This is a genomic window from Phyllobacterium zundukense, from assembly GCF_025452195.1.
Taxonomy (GTDB): Bacteria; Pseudomonadota; Alphaproteobacteria; order Rhizobiales; family Rhizobiaceae; genus Phyllobacterium; species Phyllobacterium zundukense_A.
This window is the reverse complement of sequence record NZ_CP104969.1, coordinates 352,755-371,884: the sequence shown is the minus strand read 5'-3', so window position 1 is coordinate 371,884 and position 19,130 is coordinate 352,755. Positions and strand designations below refer to the sequence as shown.

15 protein-coding genes, 1 tRNA gene and 2 pseudogenes are annotated in these 19,130 nt (G+C 58.0%); 10 read left to right on the top strand and 8 right to left on the bottom strand.

The genetic code is table 11. From position 1 onward, the window contains the following. Positions 1 to 413 precede the first annotated feature (413 nt). From fdnG to N8E88_RS01680, 8 genes and pseudogenes are all read left to right on the top strand, one after another. A complete protein-coding gene (fdnG, locus tag N8E88_RS01715) occupies positions 414 to 3,500 on the top strand; it encodes a formate dehydrogenase-N subunit alpha (RefSeq protein ID WP_262290445.1) in 3,087 nt (1,028 codons plus the stop codon). Positions 3,501 to 3,509: 9 nt separating this feature from the next. Then, the gene (gene fdxH / locus N8E88_RS01710) at positions 3,510 to 4,454 is read left to right on the top strand and encodes a formate dehydrogenase subunit beta (RefSeq protein ID WP_262290444.1); all 945 of its coding nucleotides are present in this window, start codon (positions 3,510 to 3,512) and stop codon (positions 4,452 to 4,454) included. Then, the gene (locus N8E88_RS01705) at positions 4,451 to 5,146 is read left to right on the top strand and encodes a formate dehydrogenase subunit gamma (protein WP_262290443.1); all 696 of its coding nucleotides are present in this window, start codon (positions 4,451 to 4,453) and stop codon (positions 5,144 to 5,146) included. The genes fdxH and N8E88_RS01705 overlap by 4 nt, the downstream gene beginning before the upstream one ends. 52 nt (positions 5,147 to 5,198) lie before the next feature. Next, entirely contained in the window at positions 5,199 to 6,116 is a 918-nt protein-coding gene (gene fdhE, locus N8E88_RS01700; protein WP_262290442.1) for a formate dehydrogenase accessory protein FdhE, read from the top strand. Positions 6,117 to 6,125: 9 nt separating this feature from the next. Then, the gene (gene selA / locus N8E88_RS01695; protein ID WP_262290441.1) at positions 6,126 to 7,577 is read left to right on the top strand and encodes an L-seryl-tRNA(Sec) selenium transferase; all 1,452 of its coding nucleotides are present in this window, start codon (positions 6,126 to 6,128) and stop codon (positions 7,575 to 7,577) included. Then, positions 7,574 to 9,406: pseudogene (selB, locus tag N8E88_RS01690) on the top strand (selenocysteine-specific translation elongation factor); the annotation flags it as partial. The gene selA and the pseudogene selB, both read left to right, overlap by 4 nt. Before the next feature lie 126 nt (positions 9,407 to 9,532). After that, a tRNA-Sec gene (locus N8E88_RS01685) sits at positions 9,533 to 9,628 on the top strand. A gap of 26 nt (positions 9,629 to 9,654) precedes the next feature. Continuing rightward, on the top strand, positions 9,655 to 10,143 hold the full coding sequence (locus N8E88_RS01680) for a hypothetical protein (RefSeq protein WP_262290440.1): 489 nt from the start codon (positions 9,655 to 9,657) through the stop codon (positions 10,141 to 10,143). A 184-nt stretch (positions 10,144 to 10,327) separates the two neighbouring features. Here the strand turns inward: N8E88_RS01680 and N8E88_RS01675 are convergent, their stop codons facing one another. After that, complete coding sequence (locus N8E88_RS01675) at positions 10,328 to 11,026, bottom strand: DUF899 family protein (protein ID WP_262290439.1); 699 nt, start codon at positions 11,024 to 11,026, stop codon at positions 10,328 to 10,330. Positions 11,027 to 11,457: 431 nt separating this feature from the next. On the opposite strand from N8E88_RS01675, the pseudogene N8E88_RS01670 reads away from it, so the two are divergent. Continuing rightward, positions 11,458 to 12,499: pseudogene (locus N8E88_RS01670) on the top strand (glutamine synthetase beta-grasp domain-containing protein). Positions 12,500 to 12,546: 47 nt separating this feature from the next. On the opposite strand, the gene N8E88_RS01665 reads toward N8E88_RS01670, so the two are convergent. The 3 genes from N8E88_RS01665 to N8E88_RS01655 form a co-directional block, all read right to left on the bottom strand. Beyond that, positions 12,547 to 12,909 carry a DUF2147 domain-containing protein gene (locus N8E88_RS01665; RefSeq protein WP_262290438.1) on the bottom strand — a complete coding sequence of 121 codons (363 nt, stop codon included), beginning with the start codon at positions 12,907 to 12,909 and terminating at the stop codon, positions 12,547 to 12,549. A 201-nt stretch (positions 12,910 to 13,110) separates the two neighbouring features. Next, positions 13,111 to 13,752: an alpha/beta hydrolase family protein gene (locus N8E88_RS01660; protein WP_262290437.1), complete on the bottom strand. Its 642-nt coding sequence runs from the start codon at positions 13,750 to 13,752 to the stop codon at positions 13,111 to 13,113. Positions 13,753 to 13,829: 77 nt separating this feature from the next. Next, on the bottom strand, positions 13,830 to 14,330 hold the full coding sequence (locus N8E88_RS01655; protein ID WP_262290436.1) for a hypothetical protein: 501 nt from the start codon (positions 14,328 to 14,330) through the stop codon (positions 13,830 to 13,832). Between the two features lie 194 nt (positions 14,331 to 14,524). Here N8E88_RS01655 and N8E88_RS01650 point away from each other — a divergent pair, with 194 nt between their 5' ends. Then, positions 14,525 to 15,169 carry a CDP-alcohol phosphatidyltransferase family protein gene (locus N8E88_RS01650; RefSeq protein WP_262290435.1) on the top strand — a complete coding sequence of 215 codons (645 nt, stop codon included), beginning with the start codon at positions 14,525 to 14,527 and terminating at the stop codon, positions 15,167 to 15,169. Between the two features lie 41 nt (positions 15,170 to 15,210). On the opposite strand, the gene N8E88_RS01645 is transcribed toward N8E88_RS01650, so the two are convergent. The 4 genes from N8E88_RS01645 to N8E88_RS01630 all read right to left on the bottom strand — a co-directional run bounded on the left by N8E88_RS01645 (position 15,211) and on the right by N8E88_RS01630 (position 19,022). Next, the gene (locus N8E88_RS01645) at positions 15,211 to 16,263 is read right to left on the bottom strand and encodes an alpha/beta fold hydrolase (RefSeq protein WP_262290434.1); all 1,053 of its coding nucleotides are present in this window, start codon (positions 16,261 to 16,263) and stop codon (positions 15,211 to 15,213) included. Between the two features lie 57 nt (positions 16,264 to 16,320). Next, the gene (locus N8E88_RS01640; protein WP_262290433.1) at positions 16,321 to 16,740 is read right to left on the bottom strand and encodes an organic hydroperoxide resistance protein; all 420 of its coding nucleotides are present in this window, start codon (positions 16,738 to 16,740) and stop codon (positions 16,321 to 16,323) included. A gap of 204 nt (positions 16,741 to 16,944) precedes the next feature. Beyond that, positions 16,945 to 18,285 carry an ATP-binding protein gene (locus tag N8E88_RS01635; protein WP_262290432.1) on the bottom strand — a complete coding sequence of 447 codons (1,341 nt, stop codon included), beginning with the start codon at positions 18,283 to 18,285 and terminating at the stop codon, positions 16,945 to 16,947. Continuing rightward, on the bottom strand, positions 18,282 to 19,022 hold the full coding sequence (locus N8E88_RS01630) for a response regulator (protein ID WP_262290431.1): 741 nt from the start codon (positions 19,020 to 19,022) through the stop codon (positions 18,282 to 18,284). Before N8E88_RS01630 ends, N8E88_RS01635 begins: the two co-directional genes overlap by 4 nt. Between the last annotated feature and the right edge of the window lie 108 nt (positions 19,023 to 19,130).

Genomic DNA, 19,130 nt, shown 5'->3' with positions numbered 1-19,130 from the left:
GTTTTGCGAGTTTTGCGAGAGACAGGTGTGCACGCACCAGAAAAAGCCCGCCGTTTCCCGGGAGCATTCGGCGTTGGAAGCACCGTGACGACTGCCCCGAAACTCGGGAGCGACAAGTAAGCTCACGGCTTTATTCTTGTCCATTTGAGGCCGAACGTCAATTCGTCATTGCGTAGGTTGGCGTGTCCGGGAATTGCGCAGTAAAAGGCGATCAATATTATAATACAGGCGACGTTCGCCGGGTCGGCCACACCGCGGATTTTAATTTGATTATTACATTCATGTTTGATCGCTTCTTATTGATTTGACAATAAAATGTGGTCCGGTAAGATTTTATCCGAAATGCCGATAGTTTGTATCTGATCTCCGGCATGCTTTGTTTGCACAGCCGGTTTTAAGGGAGATAACATGCTATGAACATGGAACTCTCGCGGCGCCAGTTTCTTGCGGCGACCGGCGCGGGTGTTGCGGGTACGGCGCTTGGCGCCTTTGGCTTTGGTCAGATCGAAGCCGCACATGCCGAAGCGATCCGCGCTTTCAAACTCGTAAACACCACCGAAACCCGGAACACCTGTCCCTACTGCTCGGTTGCGTGCGGTATCATCATGTACTCGAAGGGCGACCTGAAAAAGGGCGAAAAGGCCGAGATCGTCCATATCGAGGGCGATACCGACCATCCGACAAATCGTGGAACGCTGTGCCCGAAAGGCTCGGCCCTGCTCGACTTCGTCAAGGCCGAGACACGCCTGAAATATCCGATGGTCCGCAAGCCCGGCTCGGACAAGTTCGAACGCATCTCCTGGAACGACGCGCTCGATCGCATCGCCCGGTTGATGAAGGACGATCGCGACGGTAATTTTGTCCAGAAGAACAATGACGGCGTGACCGTCAATCGATGGACGACGACCGGCTTCCTGGCCGCCTCGGCAACAACGAACGAAACAGCGTTTGCCACCTATAAGGTCGTGCGCAGCGCCGGAATGCTGGTATTCGATAACCAGGCACGTGTCTGACACGGCCCAACGGTGTCCAGTTTGGGCCCAACATTTGGCCGTGGTGCAATGACCAATTCCTGGACCGATATCAGGAATACGGATCTTGTCGTCATCATGGGTGGCAATGCCGCCGAAGCGCATCCTTGCGGTTTCAAATGGGTCACGGAGGCAAAGGCCAACCGTGGTGCCAAGCTTATCGTGGTCGATCCCCGTTTCACCCGCTCTGCGTCGGTTGCCGACGTGTACGCGCCCATCCGTCAGGGATCGGACATAGCCTTCCTGCTTGGCGTGATGAATTACTGTATCCAGAACGACAAGGTGCAATGGGATTATCTGAAGGCATTCACCAACGCCGCCTTCATCGTCAAGGACGGTTTCGAATACAGCGACGGCCTGTTTACCGGTTACGATGAGACAAAGCGCGACTACGACAAGTCGAGTTGGGATTATGTAATCGGCGATGACGGTTACGCTGTCGTCGATGACACGCTGACGCATCCACGTTGCGTGTGGAACCTGTTGAAGGCGCATGTCTCTGTCTATACGCCCGAAATGGTCGAGCGCATCTGCGGCACACCCAAGGAGAAGTTTCTCAAGGTGGCCGAGATGATCTCGGAATGCTCAACGCCGACCAAGACGATGACGTCCATGTATGCGCTTGGCTGGACCCAGCATTCGAAGGGTTCGCAGAACATCCGCTCGATGGCGATGCTACAACTCATCCTCGGCAATATTGGCGTACGTGGTGGCGGCATGAACGCGTTGCGCGGGCACTCCAATATCCAGGGGCTGACCGATGTAGGCCTGATGTCGAACCTGCTTCCGGGCTACATGACGCTGCCAACCGAGAAAGAGGTTGATTTCGACACGTACATGTCGACACGCGGCTTCAAGCCGCTCCGGCCAAACCAGATGAGCTACTGGCAGAACTACAAAAAGTTCTTCGTCAGTTTTCTCAAGTCGATGTGGGGTCCGGCGGCGACGCCGGAAAACCATTTCGCTTATGACTGGCTGCCCAAGCTCGATGTGCCTGGCTACGATGTGCTGCGCGCTTTCGAACTCATGAACCAGGGCAAGATGACCGGATACATCTGCCAGGGGTTCAATCCTCTGCTCGCTGCTCCAAACAGAACGAAGCTGACCGCATCGCTGTCGAAGCTCAAGTTCCTCGTGACGATGGACCCCCTGGACACGGAAACATCGCGGTTCTGGGAAAATCACGGCGAGTTCAACGATGTCGATTCTTCGCAAATCCAGACGGAGGTCTATCAACTGCCTTCGACCTGCTTTGCTGAAGACGAGGGCTCGCTCACCAATTCCGGGCGTTGGCTGCAGTGGCATTGGCCCGGCGGTACTGCTCCCGGTGAAGCCAAGACGGATAACTGGATCATGGCGCAGATCTACACGCGTCTCCGGGACCTTTACCGCAAGGAGGGTGGAGCGTTCCCCGATCCGATCGTCAACCTCGACTGGTCCTATGCCGATCCGGGCGAGCCGACTGCCGAAGAACTTGCCAAGGAACTGAACGGCAAGGCGCTGGCCCCGGTGATGGATCCGACGGATCCCACCAAAGTGGTCGTTGAAGCCGGCAAGCTGGTGCCAAGCTTCGCCGCGTTGCGTGATGACGGCTCCACGACGAGCGGATGCTGGATTTATTCCGGCTGCTTCAACGAGAATGGCAACAACATGGCCCGGCGCGATACGTCGGACCCCGATGAGACCGGAGCTTACTCGAAATGGGCATTTTCGTGGCCCGTCAACCGCCGCATCCTCTACAATCGAGCTTCGGCGGACCTGAATGGCAAGGCCTGGGACCCCAGCCGCAAGCTGATCGAGTGGGACGGTCAGAAATGGTCGGGCTACGACGTGCCGGATATTGCGCCGACAGCCAAGCCGCAGGACGTCCGTCCGTTCATCATGAATGCGGAGGGCGTGTCGCGCCTCTTCGTACGGGGCATGATGCGCGATGGACCGTTCCCGGCTCATTACGAACCGTTCGAGTCGCCGGTCACAAACCTCATCGCTCCGAAGGTCCGCGGCAATCCGGCGGCGCGGGTGTTCAAGGGCGATTTCGCGCAGTTTGCCGAACCCGCGTCGCAGGAGTTTCCTTATGCGGCAACGTCCTACCGTCTTACCGAACACTTCCACTACTGGACCAAGCATGTCTGGGTGAATGCCGTCCTGCAGCCGGAATTCTTCGTCGAGATATCGGAAGAACTCGCGAAGGAGAAAGGCATCGTCAAAGGTGGCTGGGTACGCGTGTGGTCCAAGCGCGGATCGATCAAGGCCAAGGCGGTCGTCACGAAGCGGATCAAACCTTTGATCTGCGACGGCAAGCCGGTTCATGTGGTGGGTATCCCGCTGCACTGGGGTTTCACGGGGGCCGCGAAGAAGGGCTTTGGTCCAAACTCGCTCACGCCTTTCGTTGGTGACGCCAATATCGAGACGCCTGAATATAAGGCGTTCCTGGTCAATATCGAGCCCATCGCCGGGCCGGTGGCATAGGAGGTTACGATGTTCCCGCCTGTTCCAAACCCCACTACCCGGCCTGAGCCCCTGAAGTTCGGCGATCAGGATTTGATCCGCCGGTCGGCGTCAAACGTGTCGCCGCCCGCGCAACGGCAGACGGAGGTGGCAAAGCTCATCGATGTCTCCAAGTGCATCGGCTGCAAGGCCTGCCAGTCGGCCTGCATCGAGTGGAACGACACGCATCCGGAAATCGGAATCAATACCGGCGTCTACGACAACCCGCATGACCTGACGCCGGATATGTTTACGCTGATGCGGTTCACCGAGTGGGAGAACCCGGAAACGAATAATCTCGAGTGGCTCATCCGCAAGGATGGCTGCATGCATTGCGAGGATCCGGGCTGCCTCAAGGCTTGCCCGGCGCCCGGTGCCATCGTGCAATACTCGAATGGCATTGTCGATTTCATCCACGAGAACTGCATCGGCTGCGGCTATTGCATCAAGGGATGCCCATTCAATATTCCGCGCATCTCACAGGTCGATCATACTGCTTACAAATGCACGCTCTGCTCCGACCGCATCGCCGTCGGGCAGGGACCGGCCTGTGCCAAGGCCTGTCCGACGCAAGCGATCGTGTTCGGGACAAAGGATGAGATGAAAGAGCACGCGGCAGGGCGCATCACCGATTTGAAATCGCGCGGGTTTGCCAATGCGGGACTTTACGATCCGCCGGGCGTTGGCGGCACGCATGTCATGTATGTGCTGCATCATGCGGACAAGCCCGAGATTTACGCCGACCTGCCAAACAATCCGAAGATTAGCCCGATCGTCGAGGCATGGAAGGGTGTCACGAAATATGCCGGGCTCGCTGTGGTCGGTTTTGCTGCTGCAGCCGGCTTCATGCACTATCTGGTCACTGGTCCGAACCGGGTTTCCGAAGAGGACGAAGAGGCCGCTGAAAAGCTGACCGGAGAGGAACCTCGCCCATGAGCACGGAATATGACGTGGAGAAGGGCGATAGCGTGCACCCGGGCAAGCCTGTTATCGTCGACCGGTATACGGCGGGTGCGCGCGTCAATCATTGGATCACGGCGGTTAGCCTTGTGCTCCTGGCGTTGTCCGGCCTTGCCTTGTTCCATCCCAGCCTCTTTTTCCTGACAGGGCTCTTTGGTGGCGGCCCATTGACGCGGGTCATTCATCCGTGGATCGGTGTTCTCCTGTTTTTCAGCTTTTTCGGTCTGTTTCTCCGCTTTTGGAAAGCCAATCTCTGGAAGCGTGAGGATGGCACCTGGCTTGCGCGGCTCCGGGATGTGCTGACGGGACATGAAGAACGCTTGCCGGACGTCGGTAAGTACAATGCCGGACAGAAATTTGTCTTCTGGTCGATGTCGGCTCTGATCATAGTGCTGATTACAACGGGTCTGATAATCTGGGATCAGTATTTCTCCGTGTTCACCACAATCGAGCAGAAAAGATGGGCTGTGCTCATTCACGCGATTGCGGCTGTTTGTGCGATCAGTGTCTGGATCATCCATGTCTATGCAGCGATCTGGGTACGCGGTACCATAAGGGCCATGACGCGCGGTTCCGTGACTGGCGGCTGGGCGTGGAGGCATCATCGCAAATGGTTGCGTGAGCTGGTCGGCAAAGCATCAAAAGGCAAATCGACGCCGGCCGAATAACAGGGTGTTCAACATCGGTCCACGTGGCCCGGCGGGTTCGTGAGGGAGTTAGATGAGTCGCAAAAGCGTGGTCGTACCGGATCCAACAGCGATTGGGAATATTGCGTCACCGCCCTTTGCACGCCTGCCTGATCCCGCTTTGCTTTTTTCCGCAAGATCGAAGCGTCTGCACCAATTGGCTGAAACGAGCAATCTGGCACCCTATCTGAATTTCCTTGCAGAGCTTTCCCAAGCCCAAAACGATATCCAGTCGGATCTGCCCCTGCCGGAAAGCCCCGGCGCGGAAACGATCGCGCGTGCACGCGAGTTCGAAATGCCGCCGCTCGACCGGAGCCTGATAGAGGGCGATCAGGCGATTGGCACTCTATTCGATCGTCTGTTCGCTGCGGTTGCCACTATCGAGAAGCCGGTTGCCGCGGCCAAGGCGCTGGCTCGCGTGACAGCAGCCGATCCTGCCGAACGTCTTGCCATGACGCAGACCGTATTCTCCAACACATTGCCCGGCGACGCGATTGCCGAGCATGTTTTTGTATGGGCGGGGCTACAGGTATATTTCGCCCGTCTTGCATCCGTTCTTGATGTGGCCGCGCTGGCGCCAGTGGCCGATGGCGTTTGCCCTGTCTGTGGCGGCGCGCCAATGTCATCGATGGTCGTCGGCTGGCCGGGTTCACATGGCGCGCGGTTTTGCTCATGTTCCCTGTGCGGCACGCTCTGGCACTATGTCCGGGTCAAATGCGTGCTGTGCGGTTCCACCAAGGGGATCGGCTATCAGGAGATCGACGGACAAGGCGGGATCGTCAAGGCCGAGACCTGCGATGAATGCCATGGCTGGTCGAAGACAATGTATCAGGACAGGGAGCCCGCGGCCGATCCCGCTGCCGATGATGTGGCGAGCCTCGACCTTGATCTCCTGATGCGGGATGGGCCTTACCACCGCGGCGGGTTTTCCCCGCTGTTGGCCGGTTTTTAGGAGGTGGAAATGGACAGCAATGCCAGCTTGCGCCGTATTCCTTCGGTGGACCAGCTGCTGAAGTTGGCATCGGCCACTCGTATAATCGAACGTTTTGGCCGTCCGGCTTTCACTGAAGCCTTGCGGAGCGCATTGGTGGAGACACGTACTGAGGTGCGTAGTGGCCATAACGCTCCCTCCGGCGAAACCATCTTGGCTGCCGCGTTGGCCAGCCTCGAGGCGGCTGACAATTCATCGCTCCGGCCACTGTTCAATCTGACGGGTACCGTACTGCACACGAATCTCGGTCGTGCATTGCTTGCGCAAGCGGCAATCGAAGCTGCAACGGCGGCCATGCGCGAGGCCGTTGCACTCGAATTCGATCTTGAGAGTGGCAAGCGCGGCGAACGCGATGATCATCTGCGTTCCCTGATCTGCGAACTCACCGGGGCGGAAGAGGCGACCATTGTCAACAACAATGCGGCGGCTGTGCTTCTGGTCCTGAACAGCCTGGCGGCGGGCAGGGAGGCCATCGTCTCGCGCGGTGAGCTGATTGAAATCGGCGGGGCTTTTCGCATGCCCGACATAATGGCGCGCGCCGGTACGCGTCTTGTCGAGGTCGGTACCACGAACCGCACCCATGCCCGGGATTATCGCGATGCCATCGGTCCCGATACGGGTCTGATACTGAAAGTCCATACCTCCAACTATCGCATCGAGGGCTTCACCAAGGCGGTGGGTGCGCGCGAACTGGCTGGCATCGCCCGCAGCAAGGACATTCCCCTGGTCAATGATCTTGGTTCCGGCACGCTGACGGATCTCACGCGTTTCGGGCTTGCGCACGAGCCGACCGTGCGCGAAGCGATCGCCGAGGGTGCGGACATCGTGACCTTTTCCGGTGACAAGCTGCTGGGCGGCCCGCAAGCCGGGTTCATCGTCGGGCGCAAGTCACTCATCGAGACGATCAACAAGAACCCGATGAAACGGGCGCTGCGTGTCGACAAAATCCGCCTTGCGGCGCTGATAGCGACATTGCAGCTCTATCGCGATCCGGATCGCCTGAGCGAGCGCTTGCCCACCATGCGGCTGCTTACCCGTTCACAGGACGCCATTGACGCGCAGGCGCAGCGATTGGCGCCCATAGTGCAGCATGCGCTGAAAGGCGCTTTCAGCGTTGCCGTTATTGCATGCGAAAGCCAGATCGGGTCGGGCGCCCTGCCGCTTTCCACCGTGCCGAGCGCCGGCTTGGCCCTGACGCCGGTCGAGGGCAGTGGAAGCATGCTCGCTGCACTCGCAGCTGGACTCAGGCGGCTTCCGATGCCGGTCATCGGCCGTATCGAGCGGGGGGCGCTGGTGCTGGATTTGCGCTGCCTTGAGGACGAGGCGGGTTTTGCGGACAATATTGCCGGTATCGCAAATTTTGATATGGGCAAGTGGAGTGTCGCGACGGGGCCGGAAATCGACAAGGTGGGCAAGCCATGATCGTCGGTACCGCAGGGCATATCGATCACGGCAAGACATCGCTGGTCAAGGCGCTGACCAATGTCGACACCGACCGGTTGAAAGAGGAAAAGGCCCGCGGTATTTCGATCGATCTCGGCTTTGCCTATATGCCCGTGGAAGGGGCAGAGATACTCGGCTTCGTCGATGTGCCAGGACACGAGAAGTTCATCCACACCATGCTTGCCGGCGCCAGCGGCATCGATTTTGCCCTGCTGGTCGTTGCTGCCGATGACGGGGTAATGCCGCAAACACGGGAACACCTCGCCATCATCGATTTGCTCGGTATCGAACGCGGTGTCGTTGCTCTCACCAAGGCGGATCTGGTGCAGGAAGAACGGCTCACCGAGGTTGAAATCGAAATACGAAATGAATTTGCCGGAACGGCGCTTCGCGATGCCCCGATCATTGCCGTTTCAACGGTTTCGGATCGCGGCATCGCGGCATTGCGCGATGAAATCATTGACGCTGCACGCAGGTTTGCCCGTCGCCGCACAACTGGCCGCTTCCGGCTGGCGGTCGATCGTTCATTCACAATCCAGGGGGCGGGCACCGTTGTAACCGGAACTGTCCTTTCGGGAACGATTGCCGTCGATGATCATGTGATGGTGAGCCCGTCTGGCCTTTCCGCCCGCATCCGTTCAATCCATGCACAGAACCGGCCGAGTGAAGTTGGCCGAGCTGGTGATCGCTGTGCTCTCAATCTTGTCGGCGCGGACATCACGAAGGCAGCGATCAATCGCGGCGACGTGGTGCTTGACGCCAGCCTGCACGCGCCGACGAGCCGGATTGACGCGACATTGCGTGTGCTTGGTTCTGAGCGCAAGCCGATCGGTCACTGGTTCCCGGTGCGGTTGCATCACGCGTCGACCGAGACAGGCGCTCGCATCGCATTGCTGGCCGATGAACCGGTTGCTCCCGGCACGCGCACCCGTGTTCAACTTGTGCTTGACCGGTCGATCGCTGCAGCGGTTGGCGATCGTTACGTCATCCGCGACACGTCTGCCCGCCGCACGATTGGTGGCGGCCGCTTCCTTGATTTGCGTGCTCCGGCCCGCAAACGCCGCACTCCGGAGCGAAGAGCACAGCTCGATGCGCACGAATTGATCGAGCCGGATCGGGCGTTGGAAGCCTTGCTTGCAGTGCCGCCATTTTATCTGGACATTACGGCGTTTGCGCGTGACAGGGCCTTGGTGATGGAAGACGTCAATGCGCTGGTAGAATTGATGGGCGCGGTGCAGTTGCCTGTTGATGCTGCGGTTGTCGCCATATCGTTTGGGCAGTGGAAGAAATTCCAGCGGGATATTCTGGACCGGCTGGAAACTTTCCATGCCGACAATCCGGATTTGTCGGGGATCGGCATTGAACGGCTGCGGACCCAGCTTGCCTTGCGCCTGCCAGTGCCTGCGTTCCGTTCAGCCTTGCATAGTCTTGCCCGCGGCGGGGAGATCGCACTGGAAGGAGCCTGGGTCCGGCTTTCCGGTCACGAAGTGACGATGGCCCCGGCTGATGAGCGACTGTGGAATGCGATCGAGCCGCTACTTGGCGGAGCCGAACGATTCCGTCCGCCGCGCGTCCGCGATATCGCCGCGCTGTTTGCTGTGCCGGAGCCGCAGGTGCGCCGACTACTGAAGCTGAGCAGCCGCATTGGTAAGGTGCATGAGGTGGCGCACGACCACTTCTTCCTGCGAGGCACGGTCGCGGAAATGGTTGCCATTATCGTCGAGATCAGCGCAGCTTCCGATGAAGGCTGGTTTACCGCCGCGCAATTTCGCGACCGGGTCGAAAATGGCCGCAAGGTTGCAATCCAGATCCTTGATTTCTTCGATCATCATAGCATCACATTGCGCCGTGGTGACCTTCGCCGCGTTAACCGGAACCGTCTGGATCTCTTCGCGAATCCAACAGAGGGTGTGACCGGCGAAAATACTGTTTCTGGAGGAGAATCGTCCCCGGTGGGGCGTCCGGACTTCAAATCCGGGAGGGGCCGAGAGACGGTCTTTGGTGGGTTCGACTCCCACTCTCTTCCGCCATCGCCCGGCCACTCCGGGAGCGCCCGATGACGACGGTAACCACCTATATCGAGCGGCTGCAGCAAGCTGCCGACAAGGCGCAATCGGCCGAGACCGCCTATCGGCGGGAGGTGGTAATCCGCATAGCGGCACTCGAGCGCGAACGTGCTTTCGCCTTTCGCCGGATGAACCTGATGCGGTCTGTCGCCGAGGCGGCAAAGCCGCAAATGGGGGACGATAGTGATCCGGCCGAGCGGAGCGGTGAGGAAATCGCCGTCGCGTGCGCGCTTGCGCTGTTGCGAACGAGGCTGGGCTGGTCGTCGGAAAGTGAAGCGCGGGATGCAATCCTTACGCATTTTGCGCCAGTGGTCATTGCGCTTCATCGTGCTTCGGGCGGGGCGGAGATGCCTGGCGAAACGTCAGGCATCGATGATGCGCTTGAGCGCTTCGAGGCCTGGTATGAGGAGGCTCACGGCGTTTCGTTCTGGATGCTTTTTGATAATCCGATGCCGGATACGCCGCGTGTCGACTTCTGAGAGCCCGTTCGTAAACTCCACTGCGACGGTCATCTGACGCGATTTTCCGCGCTTCTGGCACTCGCGTACTTTTACGCTACGCTCGTAGGAAAGGGCGACCCCGAAAACCACCGTTTTCGGCGCCTCACAGCGTGAATCTCAACAGCCCCTATCGGAAGCCTTGTTTATCCAGAACCAGCTCTGTTCAATACTCAAGCTTCGGATACCAATCCTTGCCACGACCTTCGGGAGTTGCATCGAAAATGGTCCACAATGGCATGGGGTCTGGTGCGCCACGCGGGTCCTGTCCGGGATCGGCGGTTTCCGGTCCCATTTCCTCGCTCCAGAAATGGTGGATTGTGCCGTCGCGACGAGTGAAGACGTTGAACGCGGATCTATCTTCGTCCTCGGAGCTTACATAGTCGCGGGTGTAATCGCCGCTCATGTCGGAATAGAGCTTGAGGCCGTGCCAGCCGCGTTCCTTTTTGAAGGCGACAAGCCGGTCGATCGGCGAGCGCGCGATCACCGCCAGGGCAACGCGCTGCTCAACATCACGAGCCTCGCCATCCCAGGCGCTGAGCTGCGAGGTGCACATCGGGCATGGGCGGTTGCGTTGTGGCCCGAACATAAAACTATAAGCGACGAGTGTCTGCTTGCCATTGAAAAGGTCGGCGAAACTCACAGGTCCGTGCTCGCTTTCAAATCGGTAGTTTCTGGAGACTTCGCCGCCAGGCGGCAATGCCCGGCGTTGCTCGGCAACACGCTCGATATGGCGCCGCAATTCAATCTCTTCCGCCAACAGCGCATTGCGCGCCTGCCGGTATTCATTGGTTTCGTTTGGAAAGTGCGCCTCGCTCTGCTTCACGAGCTCCGCTGCTGGTGTCAGGGGATGGGTGGTGTTCATGATCGATCCTTTGGGTGGTTGTGTATTCGATCCGGCGGCCCAGTCGCAGGGATGAGCCTGCCACAGAGAAGTCTATGGCATTATAACGTTGATATCAACGTATTAGATTGTCAGATGTTCCACCTGCGAAATCCGCACTCGTCAGTGCCGATATCGGCAGCAAATTCAACGGCGCATTGCTCAAATAAAAATCACTGTGACGTTTTTTAATGCGTTTCGGTTCGTCGCTGCGCCAAGGGGCGAGAACCTCTCTCTCTTCAGCGGCCCTATTCGCTTTGATTTTGCCGGTTGGCGAGGTGATTTGCGAGGGAATTCGAACCGGTCGGCCGAATTGGCATGGAACATGCTTCTTGTTCTCATGGTGCAAGCTGGCGTTACTCGATCATCGGAATATCCTGGATCGCTACGCCTTCAGACAAGGAAGGTAAAAAATGACAAAATACAAGCTCGAGTATATTTGGCTGGATGGATACACGCCGGTCCCTAATCTTCGCGGCAAGACACAGATCAAGGAGTTCGACAGTTTTCCCGCACTCGAGGATTTGCCAATGTGGGGATCTCGACGGCAGCTCCACAATGCAGGCGGAAGGCAGAAGCTCGGATTGCGTGTTGAAGCCAGTGGCCATCTATCCTGATAGCGAGCGCAAGAACGGTGCTCTTGTCATGTGCGAAGTCATGATGCCGGATGGCGTTACACCGCATCCTTCGAACAAGCGCGCATCGATCCTGGATGACGAGAATGCATGGTTCGGATTCGAACAGGAATATTTCTTTTTCAAAAATGGCCGTCCACTCGGCTTCCCGGAAGCTGGATATCCTGCTCCGCAGGGCCCGTATTACACCGGCGTTGGCTATAGCAGCGTTGGCGATATCGCCCGCAAGATCGTCGAAGAACATCTCGACGTGTGCCTGGCAGCGGGCCTCAACCACGAAGGCATCAACGCCGAGGTGGCCAAAGGCCAATGGGAATTCCAGATCTTCGGAAAAGGCTCCAGAAAGGCCGCCGACGAGATATGGCTCGCCCGCTATCTATTGCAGCGTTTGACCGAAAAGTATGGCATTGACGTTGAATATCATTGCAAGCCGCTCGGCGATACCGATTGGAATGGATCGGGCATGCATGCCAATTTCTCCACACAGTATATGCGGGAAATCGGCGGCAAAGAGTATTTCGAGCAGTTGATGAGTGCCTTCCAGAGTGCAACGGCCGATCATATCGCCGTCTATGGCCCCGACAATCATCTGCGCCTGACCGGCAAGCACGAAACGCAGTCCATTCATACGTTCAGCTACGGCGTGGCTGATCGTGGCGCATCCATCCGGGTACCGCATAGCTTTGTAAACAATGGTTACCGTGGATATCTCGAGGACCGCCGCCCGAACTCACAGGGTGACCCCTATCAGATAGCTTCCCAAATTCTCAAGACCATCGCCTCGGTTCCTCTCGAAAGCGACATCTCGGTCGCTGCCTAAAGAACGCAAAGTGCGGCAAAGATCATCGTCTTTGCCGCACCTGTCACCTATTCGCGCCGCCAGGTCTGGGTTTTGCAGAGGAGGCCGCCAAGGACGCAGCCGGAGAGTTGAACGCTCGCTTCGGAAAATTTTGCCTTGCCCGCATAGGTCTTGCCGCTTTCCGTATCGTAAAGAGAGCCCGTATAGGATCCGGACCCGGTTGATTTCAGGGTAACTGCCTGAAGACCCACCACCGGACGGTCCTGTTTGGAGGCGTCGGGATTGTTGACGTCGTTGACCGGATTTTTCATCCAAACAATCGTGCCGCAAACGCCGGCGTTACATTCGCTCAGTCTGACCTTCGTGCCGCCAGACTCGTTGACATAGGTTCCAACAATCTTTGGTTCCTGCGCCATTGCCGCAGTCGTCATGCTGCCTGCTAAAACAAGCGTGAGAATAGCTTTCTGAGTACCGAACAAATCGTGGCTCCGTGTTACATTATGGTGGAAAATCGCTGCGCTCTTTGCGCGGATGGCTATAGTTTGTAGCAGTTGTTACAGCAGAAATTGGACAGGAATAGGGACAAAGCAAGTTTCGTGACTAATGATCAAGCTTGAATCCGGGACGCCCGATCAAAGCGCCAGGCGACCCGTCCACTCCGTGGCCGCCGTGGTCAGAGTCCTCAAATGATCGGCGGCCGTGAAGCCGGATACGCTCTTGCGAGGCTTGAGATCGTGGTCACCGTCCTCTAGCCAGAGAAGTTCGATCTTGTGAGAGAGAGAATAATTCTGGACCTCGTCTCGCGTGCCGAACTCGTCGCGTGTGCCCTGGCAGATCAATGCAGGCGTCATCAACCCGGCGAGATGCTTCGTACGAAGTTGGTCCGGCTTGCCCGGCGGATGAAACGGATAGCCAAGACAGAGGAGACCAGCTATTCTCCCGGCAGAATGGAGATCGTCAGCGATCATGCTGGCGACCCGTCCCCCCATCGACTTGCCACCAATGATCAGCCTACCTGTTGCGCCAAGTTCGTCAACCGCCGCAACGTATTCCGGGTTGAGTTTTTCGGCGCGGGGCGGAGGTTTGCGTATCCCTGACGTACGACGAGACGCCATATAGCCGAACTCGAAACGCGCAACGCGAAAGCCCGCCCCGGCAAGAGCCTTGGCTGTGGCCTCCATCGACGCTGAATCCATCGGCGCCCCTGCACCATGGGCAAGAAGGATGGTGACCGGCGCATCCTGCGGTCCGTCGAACAGAAATTTATCGAGCATTTCAGCCTGCCGTTTTTGACCCGCGATTATTGTGACACGGTACGCCGCAGTCGTGGAATGGAGAATATTTCGCCTGGCTAGTTGCGCACGAGATTTATTTCACTGGTGACAACGGATGTCCGTGATCGAGGGTCCATGTCGGTCGTCGTCAACACCATACCGTTATTGCCGACTTTCCGCATGGTTATCTGTGCTTTGCGGTCGCCATTGACGTTTTTGGCCCAGAGAATACCGAGGTTAATGGCGTTTCCGCGCCGCGTTCCAGAGAGGCGAGCTACGCCGGTGGCTGATCCGGTGTAGGAGCCGGTGTATCTGCCGCCGCTCGATGTCAAGTTGACGGCAACAGCACGGGACATGACCATCAAGCCGGTGCAATTCCCCTCCAGCGCCAGCGATGAAGGTGTGGTCGCCGAGTCGAAGGTACAGGAAACCGTCATCGACGGTAGATTCGTGCGTATGCGTACCGCGCCGTTACCTGCCCATTTGCCTTCGAGGGATTGGAGAAACGCCGCTTCGTCGGCACGTGCAGCTTCTGCCACTGCAAAAGCCAAAATCAGTCCCGCAAGCATCTGCATCATGGCGGCATCTTTCAAAGCTTGAGCAATGTGCAACGCGCATCTCGAACGCGGGTTCCGCTTAATGAAAACGGCCCAGCATCCGCATACTGTACAACCGGCAACGCATTGGCGCAGTAAAAATACCGGCATGCACTTTCAATTTCGATTGCGGAAGGGCAATCTCGGCAACGGTAGTCGCCAGGCGGGGGAAGTGAATGAGTAAACTGCAGGAGGAAGTCGCGCGCCGCCCGATTTCCAGCCGGTCGTCTCCCTGGGCCATCAGGCTCAGCAAACATCTGGCGCAAGCGGGCGTCACCGCCAACTGCATTTCGCTGCTGTCGATTGTGTTTGCGGTCATCGGGGGTGCGCTCATCGCGTTTTGGGCCCATCCAATCGCTTGGCTTTGCGCGGCTGCCTGCGTGCAGATGAGACTGATCTGCAACCTTCTCGACGGAATGGTCGCGATCGAAGGCGGCAAGAAAACATCGAACGGACCTCTCTACAACGAATTTCCCGACCGGATCTGCGATACGCTGTTTCTTGTCCCGGTTGGATATGCCGTGGGCTATCCTTGGCTTGGCTGGCTATGCGCGCTGCTCGCCGCCCTGACCGCCTATATCAGGGTTTTCGGCGGATCGTTGGGATTGGCTCAGGATTTCAGCGGCATCATGGCGAAACAGCGCCGCATGGCAGTTCTCACGGCGGCGCTCGTGGCGCAAAGTATCGAGATGTGGCTCTTTGGGAGCCACTGGTCACTCCTTGTGGCGTTGGCCATCATAACGATCGGCACTCTCGTGACCTGCGTCACGCGAACGATCAGGATTTCTCGTGAATTGGCGGGCGGTTCTGTCCCCGACTGAATTGATACTGCGGACACGCCTGGGCGAGTCCGCAGTCTCCCTTAAAAGCCATCGACGTCGAGGACGGCTTGAGCGAAGTCGCGCGGTGCTTCCTGTGGCAGATTGTGGCCAATACCGCCGCTACTCGTCCGGTGCTCGTATTTTCCCGAGAACTTGCTGCGATAGGCTGCGGGATCCGGGTGCGGCGCGCCATTGGCGTCGCCTTCAAGGGTTATCGTCGGAACTGCGATCACCGGGAATGTCGCCAGCCGCTTCTCCAGATCGTCATATTGTGGCTCGCCTTCCACCAGGCTCAAGCGCCAGCGATAGTTATGGACGACGATCGCGACGTGATCGGGGTTGTTGAACGCTTCGGCCGACCGGTCAAATGTTGCGTCGTCGAAGTTCCATTTCGGCGATGCGAGCTGCCAGATGAGCTTGGAGAAATCGTGCCGGTTGCTGTCGTAACCCTGGCGGCCGCGTTCGGTTGCGAAGTAGTACTGATACCACCAGGCAAGCTCGGCCTTCGGTGGCAATGGTTTCTTGTTCGCCTCCTGACTGCCAATCAGATAGCCGCTTACCGAGACCAGAGCTTTGCAGCGCTCTGGCCATAGGGCCGCAATAACGTTGGCCGTGCGCGCACCCCAGTCAAAGCCGGCAATGATTGCCTTTTGTATCTTCAGTGCATCCATCAAGGCGATGATGTCGACAGCGACAACGGCCTGCTGGCCATTCCGGACAGTATCGCCCGAAAGGAATTGCGTGGTGCCGTAGCCGCGCAGATAAGGCATGATCACGCGGTAGCCTGCGCCGGCAAGCAAAGGAGCAACATCGGCGAAGCTATAGATATCGTATGGCCATCCATGCAGAAGAATAACCGGGTAGCCATCGGCAGGGCCAGCTTCGGCATATCCGACGTTGAGGACGCCGGCGTCGATCTGCTTGATGGGACCCAAGGAGGTGTTCGTCCCCGGCTTGATGGTCGGCAGAGCCGCCGATTTCGTCGTGCCGCTCTGCGCGTTCGCCCTGGCGGACTGGATGAGTGGCGCGGCAGCAATAGTTGCGGCCGCTATGCCGAGAAGCCCCCGGCGGCGATGGTCGATTACTTGCGACATTTTTATCGTGTCCATTGCTGAAGTTGATTCAAGCTGATGCTAGCAGGCCTTAGTGCTCTAGACGACGATGAGCACTACGTCGACGTTGCCGCGTGTGGCCTTGGAGTACGGGCATGTCTGGTGTGCACCCTCGACTATCGCCTGCGCAACGTCACGCTCAAGACCTGGAAGGCTGACGTTGAGTCGAGCCTGAAGGAAATAGGCGCCATCTACATGGCACAAATCCACTTCGGCATCGACAGCAGTGTCTGCCGGCATGGTCACTTTCATCTTGCGTGCAGCAAGGCCCATGGCACCGATGAAGCAGGCCGACCAGCCGGCAGCAAACATCTGTTCCGGATTGGTGCCGCTGCCTGCGGTGCCGGGTGTCGAGAATTTGACGTCGAGATGGCCGTCATCGCTTTCGCCCGAGCCACCATCCCGGCCGCCGGTGGTGTGGGTTTTGGCTGTGTAGAGCACTTTTTCGACTTGGGTCATTCTATTGGTCCTTTTTGAACGGTTGATTTGCTTCAAGCAATGACTGAATTCAGTCATTGCTCACATAAGGCGCCGGCGACGTATCCCCAATGTGTCAGAGGTGGCGGGAATTGAAACGAATTGTGTAAGGAAGCGAGGTCAGTACATTGAGATACAATTGACGGTCCATCTTCTGCGATGCGTTTGCCGGTCCGATTGATGCTGCTAGTTAAGACGGGGCTTTTGAGGCAATATTATCTCGGCGGAAAGACCCCCACCGGGTCTGTTTGCCAGGTCAAGCATACCGTCAATAGCGAGCGTCAGTTCCTGCGCGATTGCCAATCCCAGCCCTGTGCCGCCGGTTCCTCTGTTGCGAGACTGTTCCAGCCTGAAAAATGGCTGGAGGACTGCCTTGAGCTGATCTTCCGGAATGCCTGGGCCACGATCGAGCACTTTTATGATGACTGTCCCTTGACGGTCCTTCTCAAGGGTGACTTCGGCGCTTCCGCCGAATTTCAGAGCATTGTCGATCAGGTTGGTAAGGATGCGGCGCAGGGCGTGAGGCCGGGTAACGATTGCAGTTTCGATCTTTCCGTTCAAGGTCACTGCCTTGCCGGTATCCTGATAGTCATAAACGAGGCTTTCCATAAAAGAGTCCACATCCAGACGGGAGGCTTTTTCCGTATTTCCATGAGCGCTGCGCGCATAGGCAACGCCTTCGTGGACCAGGCGCTCGATCTCGGCCAGATCCTGAACCAGTTTGTCCTTTTCAACCGACTCTTCGGCAAACTCCGCACGAAGCTTCATGCGGGTTATCGGCGTTTGAAGATCGTGCGAGATAGCCGCAAGGATTTGTACGCGCTCTTCAAGGTAGTGCGCGATACGATCTCGCATGGCATTGAATGCCGTTGCTGCATAGGCGACCTCGCTCGGGCCCGTCTCGCTCAGCCGCGGTGTTTTCTTGTTCGGGTCGAGCGCGTCAGCTGCATTTGCAAGATTGACGAGAGGGCGGATCGCCAGCCGAACAGCAAGCCATGCGCAAAGAATGAGGAGAAGCAGCTGTGCGATGAGAACATATGGCAGCCATTGTGCCAGCGGCATGATCGGTGCCGGATTTACATCGATTGTCAGCGGATTTCCGTCACTCAGGGTCAGATGAGCTTGCAGGCGTTTGCCATCGCCCGGGATCGACTGAAATGTTATCGGGAAGCGCGGATCGACGGCTTGCCTGATCTTCGCCGCGATACCGGCGCCCTGGTCGGTCAGGGTGTCGATGCCGGGAAGTCCGGCGCCCAACTCAAATCGATAGGTTCCCCGGTCGAGGCGCTGAAGCCAATCCGCTCGCTCGGACGCCGGCAGGCGATCGAAAATCGCGACCGACGTCGCGACATCGTTCTCGAGTGTGTTGAGCATCACCGCTTTGGCGGCCATGTAGCGTTCGATAAACTGGACACTGAAGGTGAGCCCTTGCGCGAGCAGCAAACCAGCGAGCAGGATCAGGAAAAGCCTCGATCCCAGAGTGCGGGGCCATAGCCGCAACGGCCGAAGCACGGCACCGATGCTCATTGGCGTACCTCGGAGATCTCGACCGGCATTGCGAGGACGTAGCCCTCGCTGCGAACGGTCTTGATATAGGCAGGTTCGCGCGCATCATCGCCAAGGCGCTGGCGAAGCCGGCTTACCAGAAGGTCGATAGACCTGTCGAACAATTCAGCCTCGCGTCCTTGGGTGAGGTTCAACAATTGATCCCGATTGAGCACGCGCTGCGGATGATCGACAAACACGCGAAGCAGGCGGTATTCGGCACCGCTAAGCGCTATTGCCGTTCCCTCCCGATCGAGCAGATGCCGGCCGGTGGTGTCGAGTTGCCAATCACCAAAGGTCAATAACTGCCCGACCTCGGTTATCTGGAGATTGGGCGGAAGCATGCGCGTCCGGCGCAGAACCGCCTTGATGCGGGCCAGCAGCTCCCGGGCGGAAAAGGGTTTTGCCAGATAGTCATCTGCGCCCATTTCCAGGCCGACAATGCGGTCGGTTTCGTCGGTTCGGGCCGTCAGCATAAGGATTGGCGTTGCCTTGTGCTTGCCGGCGCGAAGTTCGCGGCACAACACCAGGCCGTCATCGCCCGGCATCATTATATCGAGAACGATGAGATCGACGGAGTCCGTCTCAAGAAATGATCGCATGTGGCGACCGTCTGCGGCCACGGTGACGCGCAGGCCATTCTTCTTGAGGTACCCCGAAATGAGTTCCCTTATTTCGCGATCGTCATCGACGATCAGAACGTGGTCGATGTGATCCATCGCGCAATGCCTTCCATTTATATAGCCGCGCTACTTTAGCAGGCATTTTTCGCGCGCGGGCGAGGGTCTGTCGGAAAATTGTAAGCCAATGTATCCGCGTTGCGCCTG

What these genes read in the sequence shown, in the direction of transcription:
- fdhE (WP_262290442.1), top strand. Translation starts at nt 5,199, where the DNA reads ATGAGTCGCAAAAGCGTGGTCGTACCGGATCCAACAGCGATTGGGAAT.
- N8E88_RS01705 (WP_262290443.1), top strand. Translation starts at nt 4,451, where the DNA reads ATGAGCACGGAATATGACGTGGAGAAGGGCGATAGCGTGCACCCGGGC.
- N8E88_RS01660 (WP_262290437.1), bottom strand. Translation starts at nt 13,752, where the DNA reads ATGCTCGATAAATTTCTGTTCGACGGACCGCAGGATGCGCCGGTCACC.
- fdxH (WP_262290444.1), top strand. Translation starts at nt 3,510, where the DNA reads ATGTTCCCGCCTGTTCCAAACCCCACTACCCGGCCTGAGCCCCTGAAG.
- N8E88_RS01650 (WP_262290435.1), top strand. Translation starts at nt 14,525, where the DNA reads ATGAGTAAACTGCAGGAGGAAGTCGCGCGCCGCCCGATTTCCAGCCGG.
- N8E88_RS01655 (WP_262290436.1), bottom strand. Translation starts at nt 14,330, where the DNA reads ATGATGCAGATGCTTGCGGGACTGATTTTGGCTTTTGCAGTGGCAGAA.
- N8E88_RS01630 (WP_262290431.1), bottom strand. Translation starts at nt 19,022, where the DNA reads ATGGATCACATCGACCACGTTCTGATCGTCGATGACGATCGCGAAATA.
- N8E88_RS01645 (WP_262290434.1), bottom strand. Translation starts at nt 16,263, where the DNA reads ATGTCGCAAGTAATCGACCATCGCCGCCGGGGGCTTCTCGGCATAGCG.
- selA (WP_262290441.1), top strand. Translation starts at nt 6,126, where the DNA reads ATGGACAGCAATGCCAGCTTGCGCCGTATTCCTTCGGTGGACCAGCTG.
- N8E88_RS01665 (WP_262290438.1), bottom strand. Translation starts at nt 12,909, where the DNA reads ATGACGACTGCGGCAATGGCGCAGGAACCAAAGATTGTTGGAACCTAT.
- N8E88_RS01680 (WP_262290440.1), top strand. Translation starts at nt 9,655, where the DNA reads ATGACGACGGTAACCACCTATATCGAGCGGCTGCAGCAAGCTGCCGAC.
- N8E88_RS01635 (WP_262290432.1), bottom strand. Translation starts at nt 18,285, where the DNA reads ATGAGCATCGGTGCCGTGCTTCGGCCGTTGCGGCTATGGCCCCGCACT.
- N8E88_RS01640 (WP_262290433.1), bottom strand. Translation starts at nt 16,740, where the DNA reads ATGACCCAAGTCGAAAAAGTGCTCTACACAGCCAAAACCCACACCACC.
- N8E88_RS01675 (WP_262290439.1), bottom strand. Translation starts at nt 11,026, where the DNA reads ATGAACACCACCCATCCCCTGACACCAGCAGCGGAGCTCGTGAAGCAG.